At 32.8% G+C, this 23554-nt stretch carries 15 protein-coding genes; 10 read left to right on the forward strand and 5 right to left on the reverse strand.

Translation table 11 applies throughout. From position 1 onward, the window contains the following. The first annotated feature begins 230 nt into the window (after nucleotides 1-230). Entirely contained in the window at nucleotides 231-3524 is a 3294-nt protein-coding gene (locus ABD715_RS07795) for a protein O-mannosyl-transferase family (RefSeq protein WP_344787581.1), read from the forward strand. 9 nt (nucleotides 3525-3533) lie between these two features. Further along, a complete protein-coding gene (locus tag ABD715_RS07800; protein ID WP_344787583.1) occupies nucleotides 3534-4190 on the forward strand; it encodes a polysaccharide deacetylase family protein in 657 nt (218 codons plus the stop codon). A gap of 195 nt (nucleotides 4191-4385) precedes the next feature. On the opposite strand, the gene ABD715_RS07805 is transcribed toward ABD715_RS07800, so the two are convergent. Together ABD715_RS07805 and ABD715_RS07810 are read right to left on the reverse strand one after the other, a co-directional pair. Next, entirely contained in the window at nucleotides 4386-4682 is a 297-nt protein-coding gene (locus tag ABD715_RS07805) for a thioredoxin family protein (RefSeq protein ID WP_344787584.1), read from the reverse strand. Nucleotides 4683-4820: 138 nt separating this feature from the next. Further along, nucleotides 4821-6056 (reverse strand): metallophosphoesterase, encoded by a 1236-nt coding sequence (locus ABD715_RS07810; protein WP_344787585.1) that lies wholly within the window; start codon nucleotides 6054-6056, stop codon nucleotides 4821-4823. Nucleotides 6057-6242: 186 nt separating this feature from the next. On the opposite strand from ABD715_RS07810, the gene polA reads away from it, so the two are divergent. The 8 genes from polA (at nucleotide 6243) to ABD715_RS07850 (ending at nucleotide 18764) form a co-directional block, all read left to right on the forward strand. After that, nucleotides 6243-9095 (forward strand): DNA polymerase I, encoded by a 2853-nt coding sequence (polA, locus tag ABD715_RS07815; RefSeq protein WP_344787586.1) that lies wholly within the window; start codon nucleotides 6243-6245, stop codon nucleotides 9093-9095. A gap of 108 nt (nucleotides 9096-9203) precedes the next feature. Further along, nucleotides 9204-10451, forward strand: coding sequence for a DNA cytosine methyltransferase (locus tag ABD715_RS07820; RefSeq protein ID WP_344787587.1), 1248 nt, complete (start codon nucleotides 9204-9206; stop codon nucleotides 10449-10451). After that, nucleotides 10448-10960: a hypothetical protein gene (locus ABD715_RS07825; RefSeq protein ID WP_344787588.1), complete on the forward strand. Its 513-nt coding sequence runs from the start codon at nucleotides 10448-10450 to the stop codon at nucleotides 10958-10960. Before ABD715_RS07820 ends, ABD715_RS07825 begins: the two co-directional genes overlap by 4 nt. Before the next feature lies 1 nt (nucleotide 10961). Next, nucleotides 10962-12431, forward strand: coding sequence for an ATP-binding protein (locus ABD715_RS07830; protein ID WP_344787590.1), 1470 nt, complete (start codon nucleotides 10962-10964; stop codon nucleotides 12429-12431). Beyond that, nucleotides 12428-15259, forward strand: coding sequence for a Z1 domain-containing protein (locus ABD715_RS07835; protein ID WP_344787592.1), 2832 nt, complete (start codon nucleotides 12428-12430; stop codon nucleotides 15257-15259). The genes ABD715_RS07830 and ABD715_RS07835 overlap by 4 nt, the downstream gene beginning before the upstream one ends. A gap of 2 nt (nucleotides 15260-15261) precedes the next feature. After that, entirely contained in the window at nucleotides 15262-16242 is a 981-nt protein-coding gene (locus tag ABD715_RS07840) for a PD-(D/E)XK motif protein (protein WP_344787593.1), read from the forward strand. Then, the gene (locus ABD715_RS07845; protein ID WP_344787594.1) at nucleotides 16235-18622 is read left to right on the forward strand and encodes an AIPR family protein; all 2388 of its coding nucleotides are present in this window, start codon (nucleotides 16235-16237) and stop codon (nucleotides 18620-18622) included. The genes ABD715_RS07840 and ABD715_RS07845 overlap by 8 nt, the downstream gene beginning before the upstream one ends. Then, complete coding sequence (locus ABD715_RS07850) at nucleotides 18606-18764, forward strand: hypothetical protein (RefSeq protein WP_344787595.1); 159 nt, start codon at nucleotides 18606-18608, stop codon at nucleotides 18762-18764. The genes ABD715_RS07845 and ABD715_RS07850 overlap by 17 nt, the downstream gene beginning before the upstream one ends. Nucleotides 18765-18902: 138 nt before the next feature. Here ABD715_RS07850 and ABD715_RS07855 read toward each other — a convergent pair whose 3' ends face one another. From ABD715_RS07855 to ABD715_RS07865, 3 genes are all read right to left on the reverse strand, one after another. Next, entirely contained in the window at nucleotides 18903-20858 is a 1956-nt protein-coding gene (locus ABD715_RS07855) for a YgiQ family radical SAM protein (protein WP_344787597.1), read from the reverse strand. Nucleotides 20859-21104: 246 nt separating this feature from the next. Beyond that, entirely contained in the window at nucleotides 21105-21686 is a 582-nt protein-coding gene (locus tag ABD715_RS07860; RefSeq protein ID WP_344787598.1) for a hypothetical protein, read from the reverse strand. Between the two features lie 22 nt (nucleotides 21687-21708). Next, the gene (locus ABD715_RS07865) at nucleotides 21709-23340 is read right to left on the reverse strand and encodes an ABC-F family ATP-binding cassette domain-containing protein (protein ID WP_344787600.1); all 1632 of its coding nucleotides are present in this window, start codon (nucleotides 23338-23340) and stop codon (nucleotides 21709-21711) included. Nucleotides 23341-23554: the final 214 nt, after the last annotated feature.

Raw genomic sequence — 23554 nt, forward strand, 5'->3', positions numbered from 1 at the left:
GCAAATTTAAAACAAATAATTATTTTTACAAGCTTTTTTTAAAAAATATTATCAATTTGTTTTCGCTTATCAAAAAACACATGTAAACATTTGCTTTTAATTAACTGTAAACCTGCTTGTTTAGGTGTTAAAATAGCTTTAAAAGTATTTATGTTAAGTCTAATATAATATTACGGGCTCATTTCATATTTATTATTAAATTCGCCAAAGCAAATAAAAGATCTTTATACATGGCACATTTCAACTTTAAAAAATGGAACACTATTTTAGGATGGTTCACTTTTTTAATTGCATTTATAACTTATAGCCTAACCGTTGAACCTACTGTAAGTTTCTGGGATGCAGGCGAATATATTTTAACATCGGCTAAACTTCAAGTTGGACACCCTCCAGGAGCTCCTTTATTTCAAATGATGGGTGCCTTTTTCTCTATGTTTGCTTTAGAACCTACACAAGTGGGCTACATGATGAATATGATGAGCGCTGCTGCTAGTGCGTTTACTATTTTATTTATGTTTTGGACTATCACGCTATCTCTAAAAAAATTAGTTGAAAATGATGGTGAATTAAACGAAAATAAAGCTAAAGCAATTTTAGGCAGTGGTATTGTAGGTGGTTTAGCCTTTACTTTTACAGATTCGTTTTGGTTTAATGCAGTAGAAACCGAAGTTTACGCCATGGCCACATTAATTATGTCTGTGCTTTTCTGGCTAGGTTTACGCTGGGAACAAGACATGAACAAACCACGTGGCAACCGTTGGCTTATTTTAATTGCTTTTATTATTGGGCTATCTTTTGGTGTTCACTTTATGGGTTTATTAACTATTCCTGCCATCGGACTTATTTATTACTTTAAAAACTACAAAGAGGTTACTATAAAGAATTTTATTATCGCAAATGCTGTATCTGTTGCAGTTTTATTATTTGTTTTTAAATTATTAGCCCCAAATATTCTTAAAATATTTAGTGCTTCAGAAATTTTCTTTGTAAACAGTATAGGCCTACCTTTTAACTCGGGTTCTATTATTGCAGGTATTGTTTTAGTAGGCTTAATTTTATACGGTTTAAGATATACACGACAAAAAAATTACATACACCTTAATACAGGTATTCTTTGTATTACTTTTATAATTATTGGCTTTTCCACATGGTTAATGTTACCTATAAGAGCTAATGCCAATGTTGTTATTAACGAAAACAACCCATCTAGTGCAAGAGAATTATTAGCATATTACAACTTAGAGCAATACCCAGAAACACATTTATTTTACGGTCCGCAGTTTACAGATCAGTATGCTTATTTAGACGAAAACAACCCGTACATAGACGACAAGCCTAAATACGAAAAAGACGAAGAAAAAGGAAAATACATTATTGTAAACGACTGGAAAAACGCAAAACAAAATTACAACTCTAAACACGCCTCGTACCTCCCTAGAATGTGGAGTACAGAGCATGCCGAAAACTATATGATGTTTTCTGGATTTTTAAATTTTAAATTAAAACCAGAATACAGATTGGACAACGAGTACATTAAAATGGTTACCGATTTTAAAAAAAATGTAGCACAAGGCAATGTAGATTACGAGGGGTACAATCAATTCTTAAAACAATTTCAGCCTTATATAGATATTGAAAAACCATCGCTTTGGGACAACATAACTTATATGCTAGAATACCAATTAGGCTACATGTACTGGCGTTATTTTATGTGGAATTTTACTGGAAGACAAGACGATATTCAAGGTAGATACGATAACCACGGAAACTGGCTTAGTGGCATTAACTTTATAGATGAAGCGCATTTAGGTTTTCCGCAAGAAAATTTACCTAGCGATGTAAAAAATAATAAAGGCAGAAATACATACTACTTTTTACCTCTTATTTTAGGCCTTATTGGCATGTTCTTTTTATTTAATTCTGATAAAAAAACATTCTGGATTATGCTGGTATTTTTCCTATTTACAGGATTGGCTATTCAAGTTTACACAAACGTACGTCCTTTTGAGCCTCGCGAACGCGACTACTCGGTAGTTGGCTCGTACTACGTATTTGCCATTTGGATTGGCTTTGGAGTTTACGCCCTTTTTGATGCCTTAAAAAAATACTTACCAAAAAAATTAGCTGCACCAATTATTACCTTAGCATGTTTAGTTTTAGTGCCTTGCGTGCTTGCTGCAAACAACTGGGACGATCATGACCGTTCTGGAAAATACACAGCACGATCTATGGCAAAAAAATATTTAGATTCTTGCGAAGAAAACGCCATTTTATTTACCATTGGAGATAACGACACGTTTGCCCTTTGGTATGCTCAAGAAATTGAAGGTTATAGAACCGATGTTAGAATTGTTAACACCAGTTTATTTCAAACCGATTGGTATATAGACCAAATGAAACGCAAGGCTTACGAGAGTGACCCTGTACCATCGCAACTAGAACATAAAGACTACCAATATGGCACAAACGATTACGTTAGAAAACAAAATGTAATTAAAGACACTTTAGAGCTTAAAGAGTTTTTAAACTTTGTATCGAGCGATAACCCAAGAACCAAATACAAATACATTTTACAACAACAAGGTGTCGATCTTTCTCAAATTAGAAATCAAGATTTAAACGTAAATTATCTACCTACAGAAAACCTAAGACTTCCTGTAAACAAAGAAAATGCTTTAAAATATGGTATTGTAAAACCAAAAGATGCAGATAAAATTGTACCCTATATAGACATTAAAATTAAAGAAAGTGCGTTGTACAAAAACAGATTATTAATGCTAGACATTGTAGCTAACAACGAATGGAAACGCCCTATTTACTTTACAGGAGGTAGTTTTGGTGATGACGATTACCTTTGGATGAAAGACTATTTACAACTAGATGGTATGTGCTATAAACTGGTACCTATTAAAACAGCTATAGATAGAACAAATCCTTTTGATATGGGACGCGTAGACTCAGACATTATGTACGAGAAGGTTAAAAACTGGGATTGGGGCAATAGCGGAAGCCCGGATATTTATCATGATGTAGAAACACGTAAAAACTCTATTTCGTACCGTGGTAATTTGGCGCGTTTAATGCAACAACTTATAGACGAAAAACAGATGAAAAAAGCTGAAGAAATTGCAGATATAGCCATGAAAAACATGCCTGTAGAGTATTTTGGCTTTTACACGCTGCTTGAGCCATACATTACCGCTTACTATGCTGTAGGCAATAAAGACAAAGCCCAACGCTTGTATAAAGACGTGTCTAAAAAATACCAAGAAAACTTAACGTATTACAGCACACTATCTGTTAAAAACCAAGAACGTTTGTTTGAAGATATTTATACAGATATACAACGCTATAAAAGTTTAGTTGATATTTTGGTAGAGTATGATATTGAATTTGCTAATACTGAAGGCGACATTTTTAACGATTACCTAAAACGTTTCCGACATTTTTATGGTGATGGACCACAAGAACCTAAGCGCGAAGACAGAGATTTACCTGTAGATAGCGGATTAATTATTGACTAAAATTGAGGCATGACCTTAATACCTATAAAAACACCTAGGTTTGTAAAAAGGATGTTTCCAAACTATGTTTGGGACATTGCTACAACCCATAAAGTTATTTATTTAACTTTTGATGATGGACCAACGCCAGAAATTACAAACTGGACTTTAAACCTGCTAAAGCAATACCAAGCTAAAGCCACTTTTTTTTGTATTGGAAATAATATAGAAAAACATCCCGAAATTTTTCAGGATATTTTAAAAGACGGACACGCCATTGGTAACCATACACAAAACCATGTTAAGGGCTGGAAAACCAATACAGACTTATATATAAATGAGACTACCCAAACGCAAAGCATTATTAATGCAGAAATTGCTAAGGCAAACGATTACAAACGTACCAAGTCTTATTTATTTAGACCTCCTTTTGGAAAAATAAAAAATAAGCAAGGTAAAGCTCTCATTGCTTTGGGGTATAAAATAATTATGTGGGATATTTTGGCTTTTGATTGGAAAGACACCAGCCCAGAAACTTGCTACAAAAACGCTATTTCTAAAACAAGCCAAGGTAGTATTGTTGTGTTTCATGATAGTGTAAAAGCTGCTAAAAACATGCAATATGCGCTTCCTAGGGTTTTAGAGCATTTTAGCAAAAAAGGCTATAGCTTTAAGGCTTTAAACTAACTCTAGCAAACTTGCCCGCGTTAGGGATTGATGCGACATCCTTTTTAAAAACTTGTACACATTAAACTTGGTTATATCTTTTAAGTTAGTAAATAATACTCTTACTTAATTTACAGCTTTATTTTTTTAAAAAGATATAGCGGAAAGCCCGACCCTTTATGGGTAACACCCAATGCAATTATGTTTTGTAATTATTTAGATGTATTCGTTTATAAGCGCTATTAGTGTATTAGCGTCTTGCTCGCCACTTTGTCTCCATTTCATTTCGCCTCCTTTATAAATCATTAAAGTTGGCAAACCTTTTACTCTTAGCGCCTCTGCTAGATCATGGTTTTTTTCTACATCAATCTTAATTACTTTAGCTTTATCGCCTAGAGCAGCTGCAACATCGCGTAAAATGGGATGCATGGCTGTAGATTGATCGCTCCACTCTGTATAAAAGTCTAACAGCACTGGAATTTTAACATCAATAAGTTCCCCGAATTTTGACATATCTCAATGGTTTAGCTCGTAAAAGGCATTATAAAATCACCTTTTATTTATTTAAAATTGTATCAATTTACTTAATTTGGTAATGCCTAATTCATAAATATAAGCAATTTCCTTAAATATCTTATTTTTTAAGTGTAATTAAACTGTTACTTTTCCTTTTTTAAGCTCTATTACGGTAATTTCTGGCCAAATACCTACTCTTCCAGGAAAAGCTAAGTAACCAAAACCACGATTTACATTAATGTATTGCCCTAGCTCTTCGTAAATACCTGCCCAATGCTTATAACGCCATTTTACAGGACTCCATTTAAACCAACCCGGAATTTCTATACCAAATTGCATACCGTGCGTATGACCGCTTAAGGTTAAGTGATAGTGATAATCGTCGGACACCACTTGCTGGTCCCAATGCGAAGGATCGTGACTCATTAGTATTTTAAAATCGTCTTTTTTAATTTTTGATGCTGCCAATTTTAAATTGCCCGCTTTTTTAAATCCGCCAGCTCCCCAGTTTTCTACCCCTACTAAAGCTATTTTTTCGCCATCTTTTTCTAGGTACTTACTTTCGTTTAGTAAAAGATTAAAACCGATGTCTTTTTGAATGCTTTTTAAATGTTCTAAATTTTGAAGCTTAGCTTCTTTAGACTCCCAATTTACATAATCGCCATAATCGTGATTTCCTAAAACAGAATACAATCCGTCTTTAGCCTTTAACTTATTAAACACATTTTTATAAGGCACTAGCTCATCTGCTTTATTGTTTACAATATCGCCTGTAAATAGAATAACATCGCTTTCTTGTTGATTAATTAAATCTACAGCATATTTAACCTTTTCTATGTTATCAAAACTTCCAGAATGTATATCGCTAATTTGCGTAAGCTTATAACCATCAAAAGCTGCAGGTAAATCTTCAAAATGCAGAGTGTATTTTAAAACTTTGTAGTTATACTTACCTTTATAAATACCATAAATTATAGAGGCGAGTGGTATTGCTGCCAAACCTAAAGCTATTTTACTTATAAACTGCCTACGCGATGCAAAATAATTACCCTTTGCTGCACTACCCTCTGTAAAATAACGAAAAATGGCTTGTGGCACTCTAAATATATCTTCGGCAAACATACCTAGCAATAACACCATTTTTGGCACTAAGAGTGCTATTAAAAAACCAAAAGCATAGGCGTGTGCATGCGAAAACCCATCGCTACGGTTAAAACCGTAATAATGAAATATAAAATTGCCTATTACCAAAACAGAAATAGCCCAATATAAAATTTGAATCCAATTGTTTTTTACAACATTTCTAAAGGCTTGAAATGCATAAACGTCTACAACCACAAAAACAATAAGAAAAATAACCCAACGTAACATAATCTAATTTTTATCAAATATAATTGTAATACACCTGAATAGGTAAAAAGTGAATTTAATTTAACTAATAGTTAAGATTTAAGCCCATTCCTTACAAAAACAATTATAAAATATAAATCGTTTAAAGATTAATTTCTGTTAGCTATTTAGTTTTCGTAGTTTTGATTTTACATCAAAATTTACAAAATGTCAGATCAAAAACGCGTTTTTCTAGTCGATGCATTCGCATTAATATTCCGTGGTTACTATGCTTTTATTAAAAACCCAAGAATAAACTCTAAAGGAGTGGACACCTCTGCTATAATGGGGTTTATGAATTCTCTTTTAGATGTTATTAAACGCGAACGCCCAGACCATTTGGCTGTTTGTTTTGATAAAGGTGGAAGCGCAGACCGTGTAGAAATGTTTGAAGCTTACAAAGCCAATAGAGACGAAACCCCAGAAGCCATTAAAATTGCTGTGCCTATTATTCAAGATATTTTAAAAGCCATGCACATTCCAATTATGGTAAAGGAAGGTTTCGAGGCCGATGATGTTATAGGAACACTATCTAAACAAGCCGAAAAAGAAGGCTACCAAACCTTTATGGTAACACCAGATAAAGATTTTGCGCAATTGGTAAGCGAAAATATTTTTATGTATCGTCCTGTTTTTGGTGGTGGTTACGAGACTTGGGGCATACCAGAAGTACAGAAAAAATTTGAAGTTACAGACCCTTTACAAGTTATAGATTATTTAGGCATGATGGGCGATGCTAGTGATAATATACCAGGTTTACCTGGTGTTGGAGATAAAACAGCTAAAAAATTCTTAGCTGCTTATGGTAGCATGGAAAACCTATTTGCCAATACGCACGAGCTTAAGGGCAAGATGAAAGAAAAAATTGAAGCCAACCAAGAGTTAGGTTTACTTTCTAAAAAATTGGCCACTATTATGCTAGATGTTCCGGTAACCTTTAATGCTAAAGATTTTGAGCTAGACCAACCCGACATTCCTAAAGTAACCGAGATTTTTCAAGAGTTGGAGTTTAGAAGACTTATAGATAATTTTACTAAAACATTTACATCTGGTGCAGAAGCCACATCGCTTACTAGCGATAAAGCTTCAGAAAAAGCAGCACCTAAAGTAACGCCAAAAGAAGCAGAAAGTGCTGGAGCAGGACAATTCAATTTATTTGGAGGCAATCCTAATTCCGCAGAAGCAAATACAGAAAATACTTTTGAGCGTAAAACTGCCAAAAACACCTCGCATTTTTACCAAAGTATTGCTACGGGAATGGCTACTAAATTATTCATTAAAAATTTATTGAGTCAAAGCAGTGTGTGTTTTGATACAGAAACAACAGGATTAAATCCGTTAGTTGCAGAGTTAGTTGGTATTTCATTTTCATGGGAAATTGGTAAAGGTTTTTACCTACCGTTTCCGGAAGATAAAACCGAAGCACAAGCGTTAATTGAAACTCTAAAACCGTTTTTTGAAAGTGAAACCATCCAAAAAATTGGTCAGAATTTAAAATACGACATCAAGGTTTTAGCCAAATACAACGTGCAGGTAAAAGGTCCGTTGTTTGATACCATGTTAGCGCATTATTTAATAAATCCAGATATGCGACATAATATGGATGTACTTGCAGAAACCTATTTAAATTACACGCCAATTTCTATAACAGAACTAATTGGTAAAAAAGGCAAGAACCAATTATCTATGCGCGATGTTCCGTTAGACAAGCAAACCGAATATGCAGTAGAAGATGCCGATATTACCTTGCAACTTGCAGCACATTTTAAAAAAGAATTAGGCGAAGCCAATACACAAAAATTATTTGATGATATAGAGATCCCTTTACTACGTGTTTTAGCAGCGATGGAACTGGAAGGGATTAACTTAGATAAAGATTTTTTACAGTCTTTGTCTCAAGATTTAAACAAAGATATTGATGCCTTAGTAACTAAAATTTACGAGGTTGCTGGCGAAGAATTTAATATTGCCTCACCAAAGCAATTAGGTATTATTTTGTTTGAAAAACTAAAACTAGTAGACAAGCCTAAAAAAACCAAAACAGGACAATACAAAACGGGCGAAGATATTTTATCTGCCTTAGCAAAAGAGCACGAAATTATTAGAGATATTTTAGAGTATCGTGGACTTGCAAAACTAAAAAGCACGTATGTAGATGCCTTACCTCTTCAAGTGGAAGAAATTACTGGACGTGTACATACAGACTATATGCAAACCGTTGCTGCCACTGGGCGTTTAAGTAGTAACAACCCAAACTTACAGAATATCCCTATACGTACAGAACGTGGGCGTCAAGTACGTAAAGCCTTTATACCACGAAGTGAAGAGTATACTTTACTGGCTGCCGATTATAGCCAAATAGAACTGCGTATTATTGCAGCTTTAAGTAAAGAGGAAACCATGATCGAGGCCTTTAAAAATGGTGAAGATATTCACGCGTCTACAGCCTCTAAAGTTTTTGGTGTACCTATTGAAGAGGTTACTAGAGCGCAACGTAGTAACGCCAAAACCGTAAACTTTGGTATTGTGTATGGCGTGTCTGCTTTTGGGCTAAGTAACCAAACCGATTTATCGCGTGGTGAAGCCAAAGAACTTATAGACACCTATTACGAAACGTATCCAAAACTTAAAAAATATATGAGCGAGCAAGTCGAATTTGCACGCGATCATGGTTATGTAAAAACTATTTTAGACAGACGTCGTTACCTAAAAGATATTAACTCTGCCAATGGTATGGTACGTAGTGCTGCAGAGCGTAATGCGGTAAATGCACCAATACAAGGTAGCGCAGCCGATATTATTAAAATTGCCATGATTAACATTTACAACAAACTAGAAGCTGGTAATTATAAAACCAAAATGCTACTACAAGTGCATGATGAATTGGTGTTTGATGTATATAAACCCGAACTGGAAGAAATGACTACTTTAATTAAAACCGAAATGGAAAATGCCTTTAAAATGGAGGTTCCGTTGGATGTTGAGGTGGATACTGGTTTGAATTGGTTGGAGGCGCATTAGGAATTTAAAAAACATCTAAATACGGAAAAGCGTAATAAATAAATTTAATAATTGATTATTATTGTAATCACTTTATTGTGTGAATAAATATTTTATTCTTACTAAGAAATGAAAAAACAAAAATTAAACTTTATCGACTTGTTTTCTGGTGCTGGAGGTTTATCCGAAGGCTTCATAAGGGCTGGATTCAATCCAATAGCACATGTGGAAATGAATAAAGACGCTTGTGATACTCTAAAAACAAGAACTGCCTACCATTACCTCAAGGATAATGATAATATAGAAATATACCATAAATATTTAAATAAGAAAATAGACAGAGAAGAGTTTTGGAGTTCAGTACCTCAAAATTTGATTGACTCAGTTATCAATACCGAAATTTCAAGAAAAACTCTCAATCCTATATTTCAACAAATAGATTCTTCATTAGGTGATAAAAATGTTGATTTAATTATTGGAGGACCACCCTGTCAAGCTTATTCCATCGTAGGAAGAGCTAGAGACCCAAAGGGAATGGTTGATGACCCCAGAAATCATCTTTACAAACATTATGTAGGCTTTTTAAAAAAATATCAACCTAAAATGTTTGTATTTGAAAATGTTCCTGGTATTCTATCTGCTAGTAATGGCACTTTTTTAAAAAAGATTTTCAGTGCAATTGATAAGGCTGGTTATAAAATAGAAATTCCTTCAACAAAACATCTTAACTCAAAAAACTTTAATGTCTTACAGGACAGGAAAAGAGTTATAATGATAGGCTGGAAAAAAGGTTCTAGATTAAAGTATCCTGATTTTGAAGAAAAAGCAATAAAATATAATCTTGGTAAAAGTTTGTTTTCTGATTTACCTAAACTAAAACACGGAGAAGGTTCATTAGGTGTTGTAAAGTATGTAAAACCCATAACCGAATATCTAAAAGAAACTGGTATTAGAAATGGTGTTAATTTTACAACCCAACATATTGCAAGACCTCATAATGAAACAGATTTAGAGATATACAGAATAGCTGTCAACTTATTAATAAAAAAAGGAAAAAGGTTAAATTATGCGGATTTACCTAAAAGACTAATTAAGCATAAAAACACAACTTCATTTACAAACAGATTTCAAGTTGTTAACCCTAATGGTATATCAAATACTGTAGTTGCACATATAGCTATGGATGGTCATTATTATATTCATCCAGATATCAAACAAAATAGATCTATCTCACTAAGAGAGGCAGCTAGACTTCAATCATTTCCAGATGATTTCTTTTTTGAAGGTAGTAGAACTGCTGCTTTTAAACAAATAGGTAATGCAGTTCCACCTTTAATGGCGGAAGGTATAGCTAACAAAATCAGGGAAATGTTATGAGCTTGATAAATTGGCAATACTTTCCTAAAAGTCATAAGACTCCTAGTCATCTTAATGAGGTAGTTAATGCTTTTAAAGTAAATGAGAAACAAATTAATTCAAGTGAGAATTACAAAAAAAGTGATGAAGTTCTAAGTTGTTTATGTCCTTCATTAGAATACATAGGTTTTAAAGTTGAAAAGAGTAAAAAGAAAATTGACAAGATAAATGTTCCTGTTTTATTTGGTCTAAATGGAAAACTTGAAAAATACTTTGATGCTGACGGATATAATGAAAATACTAAAACTGTAATTGAAGTTGAGGCAGGAAGAGGAGTTTTAAATTATCAATTTTTAAAAGATTTATTTCAAGCTTGTATGATGTCAGATGTTGAATATTTAGTTATTGCTGTTAGGAATATTTACAAGAATAATAAAGACTTTACTTCAGTAACAACGTTTTTTGACACACTATACACCTCAGAAAGATTAAAATTACCTTTAAATGGAGTACTAATAATTGGCTATTAATATGCATCAATACAAAGCTGAAAATGCAAGACCTAACCCAAAATCAACAATAAATTCTTATAGAAGTTTTGGCTATAATTTATCTACAGCTATTGCAGATATTGTGGATAATAGTATTTCTGCAAATGCAAGCTTAGTAGAAGTAGACTATAAATGGGAAGGGAAAAAGTCATTCATCTCTATCATTGACAATGGCAATGGGATGAACTTGGAAGAGCTTATTGAAGCAATGACTCCTGGAAGCAAAGACCCCGAAGAAATTAGAAGCGAAAATGACCTCGGTAGATTTGGCATGGGACTTAAAACAGCTTCATTCTCTCAATGCAAAAGACTTACTGTAATAACAAAAAAGAAAGGCTATAAAACAATAAAGAGGTGTTGGGATATTGACTACATCAATAAAATTGAAGAATGGGTTTTATTAGATTATATTTCAGACTCAAGCTTTATAGAACTTCTAGACAAGTTTGATTCTGGAACATTAGTATTGTGGGAAAATCTAGACAGAATTGTTGGGGATGCTCAGAACAATAATGAAAGTGTAAAAAATGCTTTCTATCAAGAAATGTCTATTGTTAAAGAGCATCTTGGGCTCGTTTTCCATAGATTCATTGAAAACTCTCGCCTAATCCTGAGCTCCAACTCTTATTCTATTGAGGCTTGGAATCCATTCCTTTATAATCTTACTACTAAACCAGAGATGGGGCAACCTGAAAGATTAAGTAATAATGTTGAAGTAACATATTACATCCTACCCCATATGTCAAGAATATCACATGATGAGTATGAAAAATCTGGAGGACCTTTAGGCTGGTTCAATCAACAAGGCTTTTATATTTATAGAGGAGATAGGCTTTTAGTATCAGGAGACTGGTTAGGACTTGAAAAGAAAAGAGACTATTCCAAATTAGCTAGAATTGCTGTAAACTTTCCAAATACTGGAGATTTTGATTGGAATTTGGATATAAAAAAATCTACAGCAACACCTCCTATTGAAATACGTAGAGAATTATCTCGAATAGCTAAAATTGCTATTAAAAAGTCTGCTAAGATTTATAATTGGAGGGGTCAGAAATCTATTTCACAAATAGGTAGTGGAAATAACTTGGAAAAACTCTGGAAAGACACTACAAATAGGGGAGGAATTAAAAAATATCAGATAAATAGAAAACATCCAATAGTAGCTCAAGCTCTAGAGATAGAAGGATCAAAGAAGATTTTTTCTAAAACACTTAAGCTAATAGAAAGTAATATACCTATTGAACTTATTCTTTACAATCAAAATGAAGACCCTTCTCATCATGAATTAGAGAAAATATCTGAAACTCCAGATGATGCTTTAATTCAGTTAGCTATTGATTTGTTTAAAATAAATATAGAAAATGGCATACCTGAGTCACTAGCAAAACAGCAAATAATGAATTCTGTACCATTTAACCTTTTCCCACTTATTAATAACTATTTAAAATGACAGAAAGCATAAACAATACAGCAAGGCTCTACGCACATACTTTTTTGGATAATGCAAAAAAAAGTGGGGCTATCACAGAAGAAAAAATTAATGAAATTATTGATAGAGTTTCTGTAATGCATGAAGCTGTTGGAGAAACTATAGATAGAGCTTCCTTATTTGAGCAATTAGTTTCTGATTACAGTGTTGGGGCTGGCTCGATTTCTTATATGGATGATGATATTGAGCCTTGGCTTAATGAAGAAAAGGTAAATATAGAATTTGAACTTTGGGAAAGATATAAAATGTATCTAAAAGCAAAAGACCCTTCTTTCCCAATACCGTCACTAGATGACTTTACAGATAAAATTCTAGACAAATGTGTAAACCCTAAACAGAAAGGTTCTTGGGACAGAAGAGGTATGGTGGTTGGACATGTGCAATCTGGAAAAACATCAAACTATGTAGGATTGATAAATAAAGCTACTGATGCAGGTTATAAATTAATAATTGTTATTGCAGGAACTATAAGCTCTCTAAGAAGACAGACACAAGAGAGAATAGATGCTGGATATGTAGGCAGAGATAGTTCAGCATACTTAAGAAATAAAAGAGAGAATAGAATAAAAGGGGTTGGCGAGTTTAAGGTAAAAACAGACATATACCCTCTGACCTCTTCCTATTACCACAAGGGAGATGAGGGAGACTTTAATACTAATCAACTAAATAACTCTAACATTCCTCTTGGAAAAAATCCAGTGGTATTTGTAATAAAAAAAAATGTTACGCCCTTAAGCAATATAATAGACTGGTTAGCACATAACGAAAACATCAAGACTGTAGAAGGGAGAAAAAAATTAATGAATACTCCTGCATTAATAATTGATGATGAGTCAGATTATGCATCAGTAAATACTACTAAAGATATTAATGAAGTAAAAACAATAAATAAACTAATAAGAGTCTTACTTAACTTATTTGACCAAAATACTTTTATAGGATATACAGCTACACCTTACGCTAATTTGTTCATATCTCAAGAGTACAATGAAGATTTAACAACATATGTTAAAGGTAAAGAATACTTCATTGGAGATGATTTATTTCCTAAGCATTTTATTGTCAATATTAAAGCCGCTAAAAACTATATAGGAGCTTCAACTTTGTTTGGTCTAGAAGACCCTAATTCTGAAGAAAGCACAGAGCCACTAGACATTTTTAGACCAATTTATAGCGAAGAATATAATCCTCCACTTTTTGAAAAAATCAATAAGCATAACAAAGACGATTTACCTGAATATCTTCCAAATAGTCTGAAGTATGCAATCAAATCCTTTATTCTTACTTGTGCAATAAGAAGACTTAGAGGACACGAAAAAAAGCATAACTCCATGCTCATTCATGTTGCTTTATATGTTAAATGGATAGACAGAGTTGCTTTACTTGTAAATGAATTGGTAAAAGAGTTCACCAATAATATTGAGGCTAATGATATTGAGTTTATCGAAGAGATGAGAAATATCTTTGAATCTGACTTTAAGCCGACTACTGAAAATGTTTTAGAAAATCTTAGATATAAAGACAATAGAATTAAAACTCATACTTGGGAGGAAGTAAGGAAAGAAATTAGAACAGCAATTAAAAAATTTGATGTAAGAGCTGTACATGGTACTACTTCATTATCAAAAATAGATTACCACAACATCTCCAATATAGACTATGATAGACATGAAAACGGTTTATCTGTAATTGCTATTGGTGGAGGTAAATTATCAAGAGGTATTACCCTTGAAGGTCTATCTGTAAGTTATTATCTAAGGACTACTAAAATGTATGACTCTCTTATGCAAATGGGAAGATGGTTTGGATACAGACCCGGTTATGTTGATTTATGTAGGCTTTTTACCAATAATAGAATCTTTGATTGGTTTAACCATATAACCATGGCTACCGAAGAAATGCGAAATGATTTTGATATTATGAGTTCTCAAAATCTAAAACCAAAAGATTTTAAACTAAAAGTTAGAAACCATCATGGCTTATTAGCCGTAACTAGTGCTTCTAAATTATATTGGTCTACTAATATAAAGATTTCATTTTCTGGCACTAACCTCCAAACATATCTTTTAAATAAAGACTTTGACTCAATAAACAACAACTTCAAACAATTGCAGGTTTTAACTAATAGACTTAGCAATGTCAAAACAGTTGATAAAAGAGGGAAGTTGAGATATTTAATCTTTAATAATGTTGACACGGAACCTTTAACAGAATTCATAAATGGATTCAGTGTTGACACACCTCATATAAACAAGCAAGTAATAACAGACTATATAGAATTACAAAGAGCTAAAAGAAGTATCAAAGAATGGACAGTGTGTATAGTTTCTAACACTGATAAAGAAGTAGGTTTTTATAAAAATGAAGATGACAGAAAAAACAGAATAAAAACTAAAGGCCTTTCCAAAAATTATACCCTAACCTCTGAAGAAAAGACTTATGATTTGACTTGTAGTATAAGGAACCAAACTGAACTTTCTGAACAATATAAGATAACCAAAAATCAGATTGATGACTTGGGTGATAGACAAGTTGATTTAGAAAAACAAGATTTAGAGTCATACAGTTCGATAAAACAACAAAGAAAAATTGAAAGAAAAGGATTGCTTCTAATTTATGGGTTAGATGAAAGAGGAACTAGTAGTTTAAAAAACAACACTCCTATAGTTGGTTACAGTATATATTTCCCTGAAATAGATAACGAAACCAAAACATCTTATACGGCTACAATCTTTGATGATTTTGATGAAGAAGTTATGCCTGAAGAGCAAAACCCTAAAAGCGAATAACTATGTTAGATTTAAAGTCAATTTGGGAGTTACAAAAGCCTTCAAATGATGAATTAGTAATAAAGACTAGAATTGATATACTACCTCAATTTAATTGCTTTGCAGCTACAAACCATATAACCGGTAATCATTTTTATATAATGGAATTGTCAAATCACACCACAATTCCAGAATTTAAAAACTTGAATTTTAAAGGAGTTAGAATAGATGTTTTTGACCTTGAGGACAATAAAGAGTTGAATATATATTTAATTGATAATGAGTTAAAAGACATATTCAGTCTATTTGCTGAAAACATAATTGAAGAAATTAGCAACATACCAACAGAAAATGAGGCAATTACTATTACATCTAATGTAATTCAAAAATGGAAAAAGTTATTTGACAAACTAAACACACAAGGGCTAACCATGGAGCAACAAAAAGGGCTTTTAGGTGAACTTTTATTTCTAAATGAGTTAATTGACAGTAATATTAACCCAGACTACCTTTTAAACTGCTGGACTGGACCTGATTATGAAGATAAAGATTTTACTCTTGGAGCAACTTGTTTTGAAATCAAATTCACCATATCCAAACTGCCTAGAATTAAAATTACTAGTGAACGACAACTAGATACTTCTAATGTTGAAAATCTCTTTTTAAATAATTACGTATCTGAAACATTAAAGGAAAACGGTATTTCCCTTAATTCTGCTGTAGATATTATTCGTGACAAAATATCTAATAACTCAGCCACTCTAAAGTACTTTAATGAAAAACTTGAATCAGCAGAATATTATGATGAAGATAGAGATAATTACAATGCTCAATATGGAGTAAAATCAAGGTCTTTGTATCAGGTAAATGATTCTTTCCCAAAACTAACTACTGATAGCCTACCTCAAGGAATTTATAACACCTCTTATTACATTGAAAATTCCGCTATTGAAGATTATAGAGTTGATTTTGACACAATAATTAATGAATTAAAGAATGAATAGAGCTTTAAGAAATTATATAGATGAAGTAAAGTCTGAAGTTGCAGCGTTAGTATATTCAGATGGTGAAGGTTCTAGTTTTGAAGATAAATTTACCGAGTACTGCATTGAGGTTCTAGAGTCTATAGGAAAGACTGATGGCGCAAGAGTTTTATCCTTCATTCACCCTAACTCAAAAGGAGGAATTGATTGGAAGATTAATGGCTATTGCTTGAAAGATTCTTACAAAGATGATAGCAATAAGAGTTATTTTGAAACTTTAGAATTGTTCATTACTTATTATAATGCTGATGATTATGATTACAACATTCTTTCAACGGAATTTACTAAGACCTTAAACCAAATAAAGAGATTCCTGAACGGGGCTATTAAAAGACATATAGATTATATAGATTCATCTAATGATGAATTAATAGAGCTTCTGAAAATTATAGGTAAGCAAAACCACCTTTTTGATAGAGTTAATATTTACCTACTAATGAATGGTAATTCTAAACAACCAGAGAACAAAATTAAATTAAAAGGGATAGATGAAAGTTTAAGCATAAACCTTCATGTTTGGGACATAAATAGATTTTTTAGAATTAATGAGACTAATAGTAATAGAGAGCCTATTGAAATTAAATTCTCTGATTTTTTAAATGATAACCAACAAGGTGTTCAGTGTCTTAAAGTCCCTACCATAGATGAATTATATGATTGCTACTTAGCCATTATACCCGGATATGTTTTAGCAAACTTATATAAGGAGTTCTCTAATGAGTTATTAGAAAGCAATGTTAGAGCTTTTCTTGGTCAAGCTGGTAAATTCAATAAAGGTATTAGAGATACAATTAGGGAAAAACCCCAAATGTTTCTACCTTATAATAATGGGATAACAGCCACAGCTAATGAAGTTGAGACAAAAGTCATAAACAATCAGCTCTTTGTAACTAAGTTAAATGATTTTCAGATTGTAAATGGAGGTCAAACTACAGCTTCTCTTTATCATACTCAAAAAAAGTATAAAGATGCGGATTTAAGTAGTATTTCTGTTCAAATGAAATTAACTGTTATTAAGGACATTGATAAGAAAAACATAGAAGTTCCTAATATAGCTAGATATGCTAATAGTCAAAACAAGGTTACAGAATTAGACTTGTCATCTAACAACCCATATTTCGTAAAAATAGAAAGCTTATCTAGAAAGAAATATGTTGCTAATCCTGAAAATAAAAACCAATCTGTTCTATGGTATTTTGAAAGAGTAAAAGGACAATATAGAGAAGCTATTAATAAGCTTACTCCGAGTATGCAAAAGAAGTTTAAAGAACAAAATCCAACTAAACAGAAGTTTGTAAAATCTGACATTGCCAAGTACATGAATCTTTGGGAGCAAAAACCTTATATGGTATCAAGAGGTTCTCAGAAAAACTTTATTGACTTCACTAAAAGCATTAATGAGTTAGTTGAAAAAAACAAAATGCCAGGTGAGAATTTCTATAAAAAATTTATTGCCAATGCAATCATTTTCAAGACTGTTGATAAGCTCTTTGGAAGAAAGAATGTTGATGCTATAGGTGACACTAACTTAAAATCTTTTTCTGTAGCTTATACTATAGCTTACTACCATTTCTTAACTAATAATAGAACTGACTTGTGGAAAATCTACACTGAGCAAAAACTTAAAGACTCTTTTGTAGAGATGTTTAGAGAGCTACTTGTATTTGTATATAACCATTTAACTAAAAATGCAGTAAATACACTTATATCTGAGTATGCAAAAAAAGAATTGTCTTGGAAAAGATTACAAGAAGAAAAATACAATCTTGACAAGAATGTTTTAGATGAGTATTTAATTACTCAAGATGAGGCTAACTTAAGAGCAAAGGAAAAAGAAGTTGATGAAAATGACACAGAAAATAACCTTTTTGTAATAAGTGAAATTAAGAAAAATGGGATACAGTTTTGGGATGGTCTAAAAAAATATGTAGACAAAAAACCTGTTAATGATCTAGATTTTTATGAGCTATTTAATTTAGTAAAAAAGTTAAAAGAGAATAGAAACTTAAACTCTAAAGATTGCCATGTTGGTAAAAAAGGATTAGAATTTATAGTCAATAACCCTGATAAAGTCGATGAAATTAAAAAGCTTTCAGACCTAAAAGAAAAAGAAGTAGTTGAGATAAAACCAATTTACGACAGACTAAAATTACTATCATCAGAAGAATGGAAAAAAATCATTGCTTTAGGTGAGCAAACTAAGGTTTTTGAATATAAAGAGCTGTCTAATATAAAATATACAAGCTCAAAACTGTTAAAGAAAGAATCTGTCAAGGAAATTGCTTTATTAAAATGCTTTGAATCACTCAAAAAGGTTAAAAAATTTGGAATTCAATTTTGATCTTATAGATATAAATATATTATCTATAATAATTCAACAAAAAGCCAAAATTGCCATTTTACTTATAGAAGTTGGTGTTTTAGCTTATGCTCTTGCAACAACTAACGAAGAGCAATCTAAGAACAAAAGAATAGATAGATAAACCTAGATTCAATTCTCCTAAAAAAAACCACACAAATAGAGAGCTTTGTTTTTCAGTTTACAAAATACCATTTAAAATTGTGTATAATAACAATATCACAACTTAAAAACAGAATTTACAAAAATGCTAAATTAAAATTTAACGACGTTTTTTCTGTTTCCCCTTATATTTAACCTTGTTTTTTCGCTGGTTAAAAGGCACAGCATCATTAAAAGTGTTTTTAGCTTCGCCTTTAGGTTTGTTTTTACGCCATCTTTCTGTTTTTTCGGGCAATAAAACTTTTAATAAATCTGTACGTCCAACTTTATTTAAGGTCTTTTTAATCCACGCCTTATTTTCGTCTTTATACCAGAAGAAAAAACGGTGTTGCTCATCTTTTTCTTTTCGGGTTTTTGGCGTATTAACTTTTTTAAGCGTGTAAGGGTGGTAACCGCTATAATAAATAACGGTAGCAACCGTCATGGGTGTTGGTGTAAACCCTTGTACTTGCTCAAGCTGGAAACCCATATCTTTAGTTTCGGCAGCAAGATTTGCCATATCTTCCACCTCGCAAGCTGGATGATTAGATATAAAATAAGGTATAAGCTGCAGCTTTAACCCTTTGGCTATATTAATTTTATCAAAGCGCTCTTTAAACTTATGGAAGTAACTAAATGATGGTTTACGCATTAATTTTAAAACAGGATCGCTGGTATGCTCTGGCGCTACTTTAAGTCTACCAGAAACGTGCTTCGTCATCACCTCTTCGGTATAAGCATCAAGCTCTTTTGGGTCTGCATTTTTATTAAATTCGGGCACCAACATATCGTGTCGAATTCCAGAACCAATAAAAGACTTTTTTACCTTTGGGTGTTTATCTACCGCTTGGTATAATTCTGTTAACGGTTTGTGTGATGTATCTAAGTTACTACAAATAACTGGCGAAATACAACTAGGCGCCACACACTTGTCGCAAATAGATTGTATTTTACCTTTCATTTGATACATATTAGCACTTGGCCCACCAATATCGCTTAAATAGCCTTTAAAATCGGGCATGTTAGCAACGGTGTCTACTTCTTTTAAAATAGATTCCTGACTACGAGATGCAATAAATTTACCTTGGTGCGCAGAAATAGTACAAAAACTACAACCACCAAAACATCCACGATGAATGTTAATAGAAAACTTAATCATTTCGAACGCAGGAATTGGTCCGCGCTTATTATATTTTGGATGAGGTAAGCGAGTGTAAGGCAAATCGAAAGACGCATCAATCTCCTTTTCTGTCATAGTTGGATAAGGTGGATTAATCATCAACGTTTTATCGCCTATTTTCTGAAAAATTCGTCTAGCAGCCAGTTTATTAGACTCCTGCTCAATCACCTTAAAATTAGACGCGTATTTTTTCTTATCCTTCAAACACACTTCATGCGAAGCAATTTCAACATCTTCCCAATTACTGTTTTTCGGTATTTTTTCATCTTTATTTAAAAGCACCGCAGTTTGCAATACCGTATTTATACTAGAAAAAGGCACACCGCGTTCTAATAAACGCACCACTTCGCGCAACGGTTGCTCGCCCATACCGTAAACCAACATATCGGCTTTCGATGTTTCTAAAATAGAAGGCAACAACTTATCACTCCAATAATCGTAATGCGTAACACGACGTAAAGACGCCTCAATACCGCCAATTAAAACCGGAGTATCTGGCCATTTATCTTTTAAAATTTTAGAGTATACAGATGTCGCGTAATCTGGCCTAAACCCAATATCGCCATTAGGCGTGTAAGCATCTTTATCACGTTTCTTTTTATTAGCATTATAATTACTAATCATTGGGTCCATACAACCACCAGTAACACCAAAAAACAATTTTGGCTTACCTAGTTTTACAAAATCTTGAAGATTATCGTTTACATTAGGCTGTGGCACAATAGCCACGCGCAAACCAAAACTTTCTAGCATACGCCCAATAACAGCAGGTCCAAACGTTGGATGATCTACGTAAGCATCGCCACTAAAAAGTATAACGTCTAACTCTTGCCATCCGCGTATTTTTACCTCTTTGTTTGTGGTAGGTAACCAATCCGATAATTGTAATTCTTGCATAACGTTGCAAATTTAGTCAAAAATTAATGGTTAGTTCTTAAAATTAGGTCAATTGCAAAAAAGTTAAAACAAAACATTTTGGCGTTACCACAAGGGTCGGGCTTTACGCTACAAGTCCTCGCGCCCTAAAAACTTCGTGGGCGCTGTGGGCTTTTCACTACAATCCCTAACGCAGGGTTTGTTTGCAATAAGCAGTATTTAAATCGTAATATCGTACTTATTTGGCAGTGCTTTTATTATAAAAAGTTAAGGCTTTGGCGTTTCATAAACCACTGCTTCACTTCTGTCTATGTAAACAGCAGTAAGTAATAGTGTATTCTTTTTACCTGTGTAAGATCCTAAATCGTATAGATTTCTTTTAATTAATATCTCTTTTTGCTCCTCAGAAAAAACATTATAGCGACTAACACGAGACCCATTATTTAAAGTAGCAACAACACGGTAAAACCTAACCGTTTTCTCAGTAGCATCTAATTCTGATTTTTTAGACGCGGTCTTTAATAAAGAACCATCATTTTTTACAATTAACTTAAATGCTATTATATTGCCATTTACATATACCATAGCTGTGTACAAGCCTCTTAAAACTTCATCTAAATTAATATTAATAGCTTGAGATTCATTATCATATTCAATACGTTCTAAGGTTTCTGTATTAAACAAAAGCACCTTATTTATATTGTACTCTGGATCTTGCAAACTTAGTGTATTACCTAGTAAAACCTGTTTTAGTTTTATTTTATTGGAGTTATTAGGGTATAACCTACTTTGCGCTTTTAAACCAAAAGCACTAAGCATTATAACAACAACTACTTTATAATAAATCATAACACCTTAACTTTCTTAAACACTATAAATCCATTGCTTTAATACTCTCTAATCTATTACGCTCAAGAAAAGCATCTATGGTTTCAAAATGCTCTATAACACGTTGGTCTTTAAACTCAAAAACCTTTTTAGACAAACCTTGAAGAAAATCGCGATCGTGAGACACCAAAACCAAAGTACCATCAAAATCCAACAAAGCTTCTTTTAAAACATCTTTCGATTTTAAATCTAAATGATTTGTTGGCTCATCTAAAATTAACAAGTTTACAGGCTCTAATAAAAGTTTCACCATGGCTAATCTCGTTTTTTCTCCACCAGAAAGCACACTCACTTTTTTATCTATAGCATCGCCTTTAAACATAAAACGCCCTAAAATGTTTTTTATTTGTTTTCTTACATCACCTTGCGCCACTTCATCTACCGTCTGAAAAATAGTTAAATCCTCGTCTAACAAAGCGGCTTGGTTTTGGGCAAAATATCCCACCTGCACGTTATGCCCTAACACACATTCGCCCTTTACATCTATTTCGCCTAAAATGGCTTTTATCATAGTAGACTTTCCCTCTCCGTTTCTGCCAACAAAACACACTTTTTCGCCTCTAGATATAGACATGCTAGCATTTTTAAACACCACATGATCGTCGTAAGATTTAGATACCTCTTTAACCGTTACAGGATAATCGCCAGAACGCTGCGTTTTAGGAAAACGTAGTTTTAAGGCAGACGTATCGACATCATCAATTTCTATAATCTCTAATTTTTCTAACATACGCTCGCGCGAATTTACCTGATTGGTTTTAGAAAACGTTCCTTTAAAACGATCTATAAACGCCTGATTATCGGCTATAAACTTTTTCTGTTCTTCGTAAGCCTTAATTTGATGCGCCCTTCTATCTTCTCTTAATTGCAAATAATGTGAGTAATTAGCTTTGTAATCGTAAATTTTACCCATGGTAACCTCTATAGTTCTATTGGTAATATTATCGATAAATGCTTTATCGTGCGAAATAACAACCACCGCATTGGCTTTATTTAATAAAAAATCTTCTAACCAAATAACCGACTCTATATCTATATGGTTGGTTGGCTCGTCCAATAATATTAAATCTGGTTTTTGTAAAAGAATTTTAACCAACTCGATACGCATACGCCAACCACCACTAAACTCTTTAGTTTGCCTAGTAAAATCTTCTTGTTTAAAACCTAATCCTTTTAGTGCTTTTTCTACTTCGGCATCGTAATTAACCTCTTCAAGGGCATAATAGGTTTCTCCTAAATCAGATACACGCTCTATTAATTTCATATACGCATCCGATTCGTAATCGGTACGCGTTTCCAATTGCTTATTTAAATCCTCCATTTCTGCACGCATTTCAAATACGTGGCTAAATGCTTTAGACGCTTCATCAAAAACCGTAGTATCGTCTTCTGTTAATAAATGTTGTGGTAAATACGCTATTACCGCTTCTTTTGGGCAACGCACATTACCGCGAGTAGGATTTTGAACCCCTGCAATAATTTTCATCATTGTAGATTTTCCTGCACCATTTTTTCCCATTAGTGCAATTTTATCGTTAGCATTAATGGTGAAGGAAACATCACTAAAAAGCGTATGCCCGCTAAATTCTACCGCCAAATTATCAACTGAGATCATATTATATATTTAAAAGATGCAAAACTAATAAAAGGTTGCGATTACGAAACCTTTTAATTTTAAAAAAAATAACAATAGCAAAAACCCGATAAGCGACTAAAAATCAAGAACTAACAAAAACAACCATTACCCAAAAGCAATATCTTAAATAAAAGTTAACATGATTTTTGTAATGAGACAAATTTTAAATCGTCTTAATGCCCAAATAAAAAAA

The organism is Postechiella marina (assembly GCF_039538365.1).
Lineage (GTDB): Bacteria > Bacteroidota > Bacteroidia > Flavobacteriales > Flavobacteriaceae > Postechiella > Postechiella marina.

Coding starts and splice junctions, on each gene's coding strand:
- ABD715_RS07795 (WP_344787581.1), top strand. CDS start 231: ATGGCACATTTCAACTTTAAAAAATGGAACACTATTTTAGGATGGTTC.
- ABD715_RS07800 (WP_344787583.1), top strand. CDS start 3,534: ATGACCTTAATACCTATAAAAACACCTAGGTTTGTAAAAAGGATGTTT.
- ABD715_RS07805 (WP_344787584.1), bottom strand. CDS start 4,682: ATGTCAAAATTCGGGGAACTTATTGATGTTAAAATTCCAGTGCTGTTA.
- ABD715_RS07810 (WP_344787585.1), bottom strand. CDS start 6,056: ATGTTACGTTGGGTTATTTTTCTTATTGTTTTTGTGGTTGTAGACGTT.
- polA (WP_344787586.1), top strand. CDS start 6,243: ATGTCAGATCAAAAACGCGTTTTTCTAGTCGATGCATTCGCATTAATA.
- ABD715_RS07820 (WP_344787587.1), top strand. CDS start 9,204: ATGAAAAAACAAAAATTAAACTTTATCGACTTGTTTTCTGGTGCTGGA.
- ABD715_RS07825 (WP_344787588.1), top strand. CDS start 10,448: ATGAGCTTGATAAATTGGCAATACTTTCCTAAAAGTCATAAGACTCCT.
- ABD715_RS07830 (WP_344787590.1), top strand. CDS start 10,962: ATGCATCAATACAAAGCTGAAAATGCAAGACCTAACCCAAAATCAACA.
- ABD715_RS07835 (WP_344787592.1), top strand. CDS start 12,428: ATGACAGAAAGCATAAACAATACAGCAAGGCTCTACGCACATACTTTT.
- ABD715_RS07840 (WP_344787593.1), top strand. CDS start 15,262: ATGTTAGATTTAAAGTCAATTTGGGAGTTACAAAAGCCTTCAAATGAT.
- ABD715_RS07845 (WP_344787594.1), top strand. CDS start 16,235: ATGAATAGAGCTTTAAGAAATTATATAGATGAAGTAAAGTCTGAAGTT.
- ABD715_RS07855 (WP_344787597.1), bottom strand. CDS start 20,858: ATGCAAGAATTACAATTATCGGATTGGTTACCTACCACAAACAAAGAG.
- ABD715_RS07860 (WP_344787598.1), bottom strand. CDS start 21,686: ATGATTTATTATAAAGTAGTTGTTGTTATAATGCTTAGTGCTTTTGGT.
- ABD715_RS07865 (WP_344787600.1), bottom strand. CDS start 23,340: ATGATCTCAGTTGATAATTTGGCGGTAGAATTTAGCGGGCATACGCTT.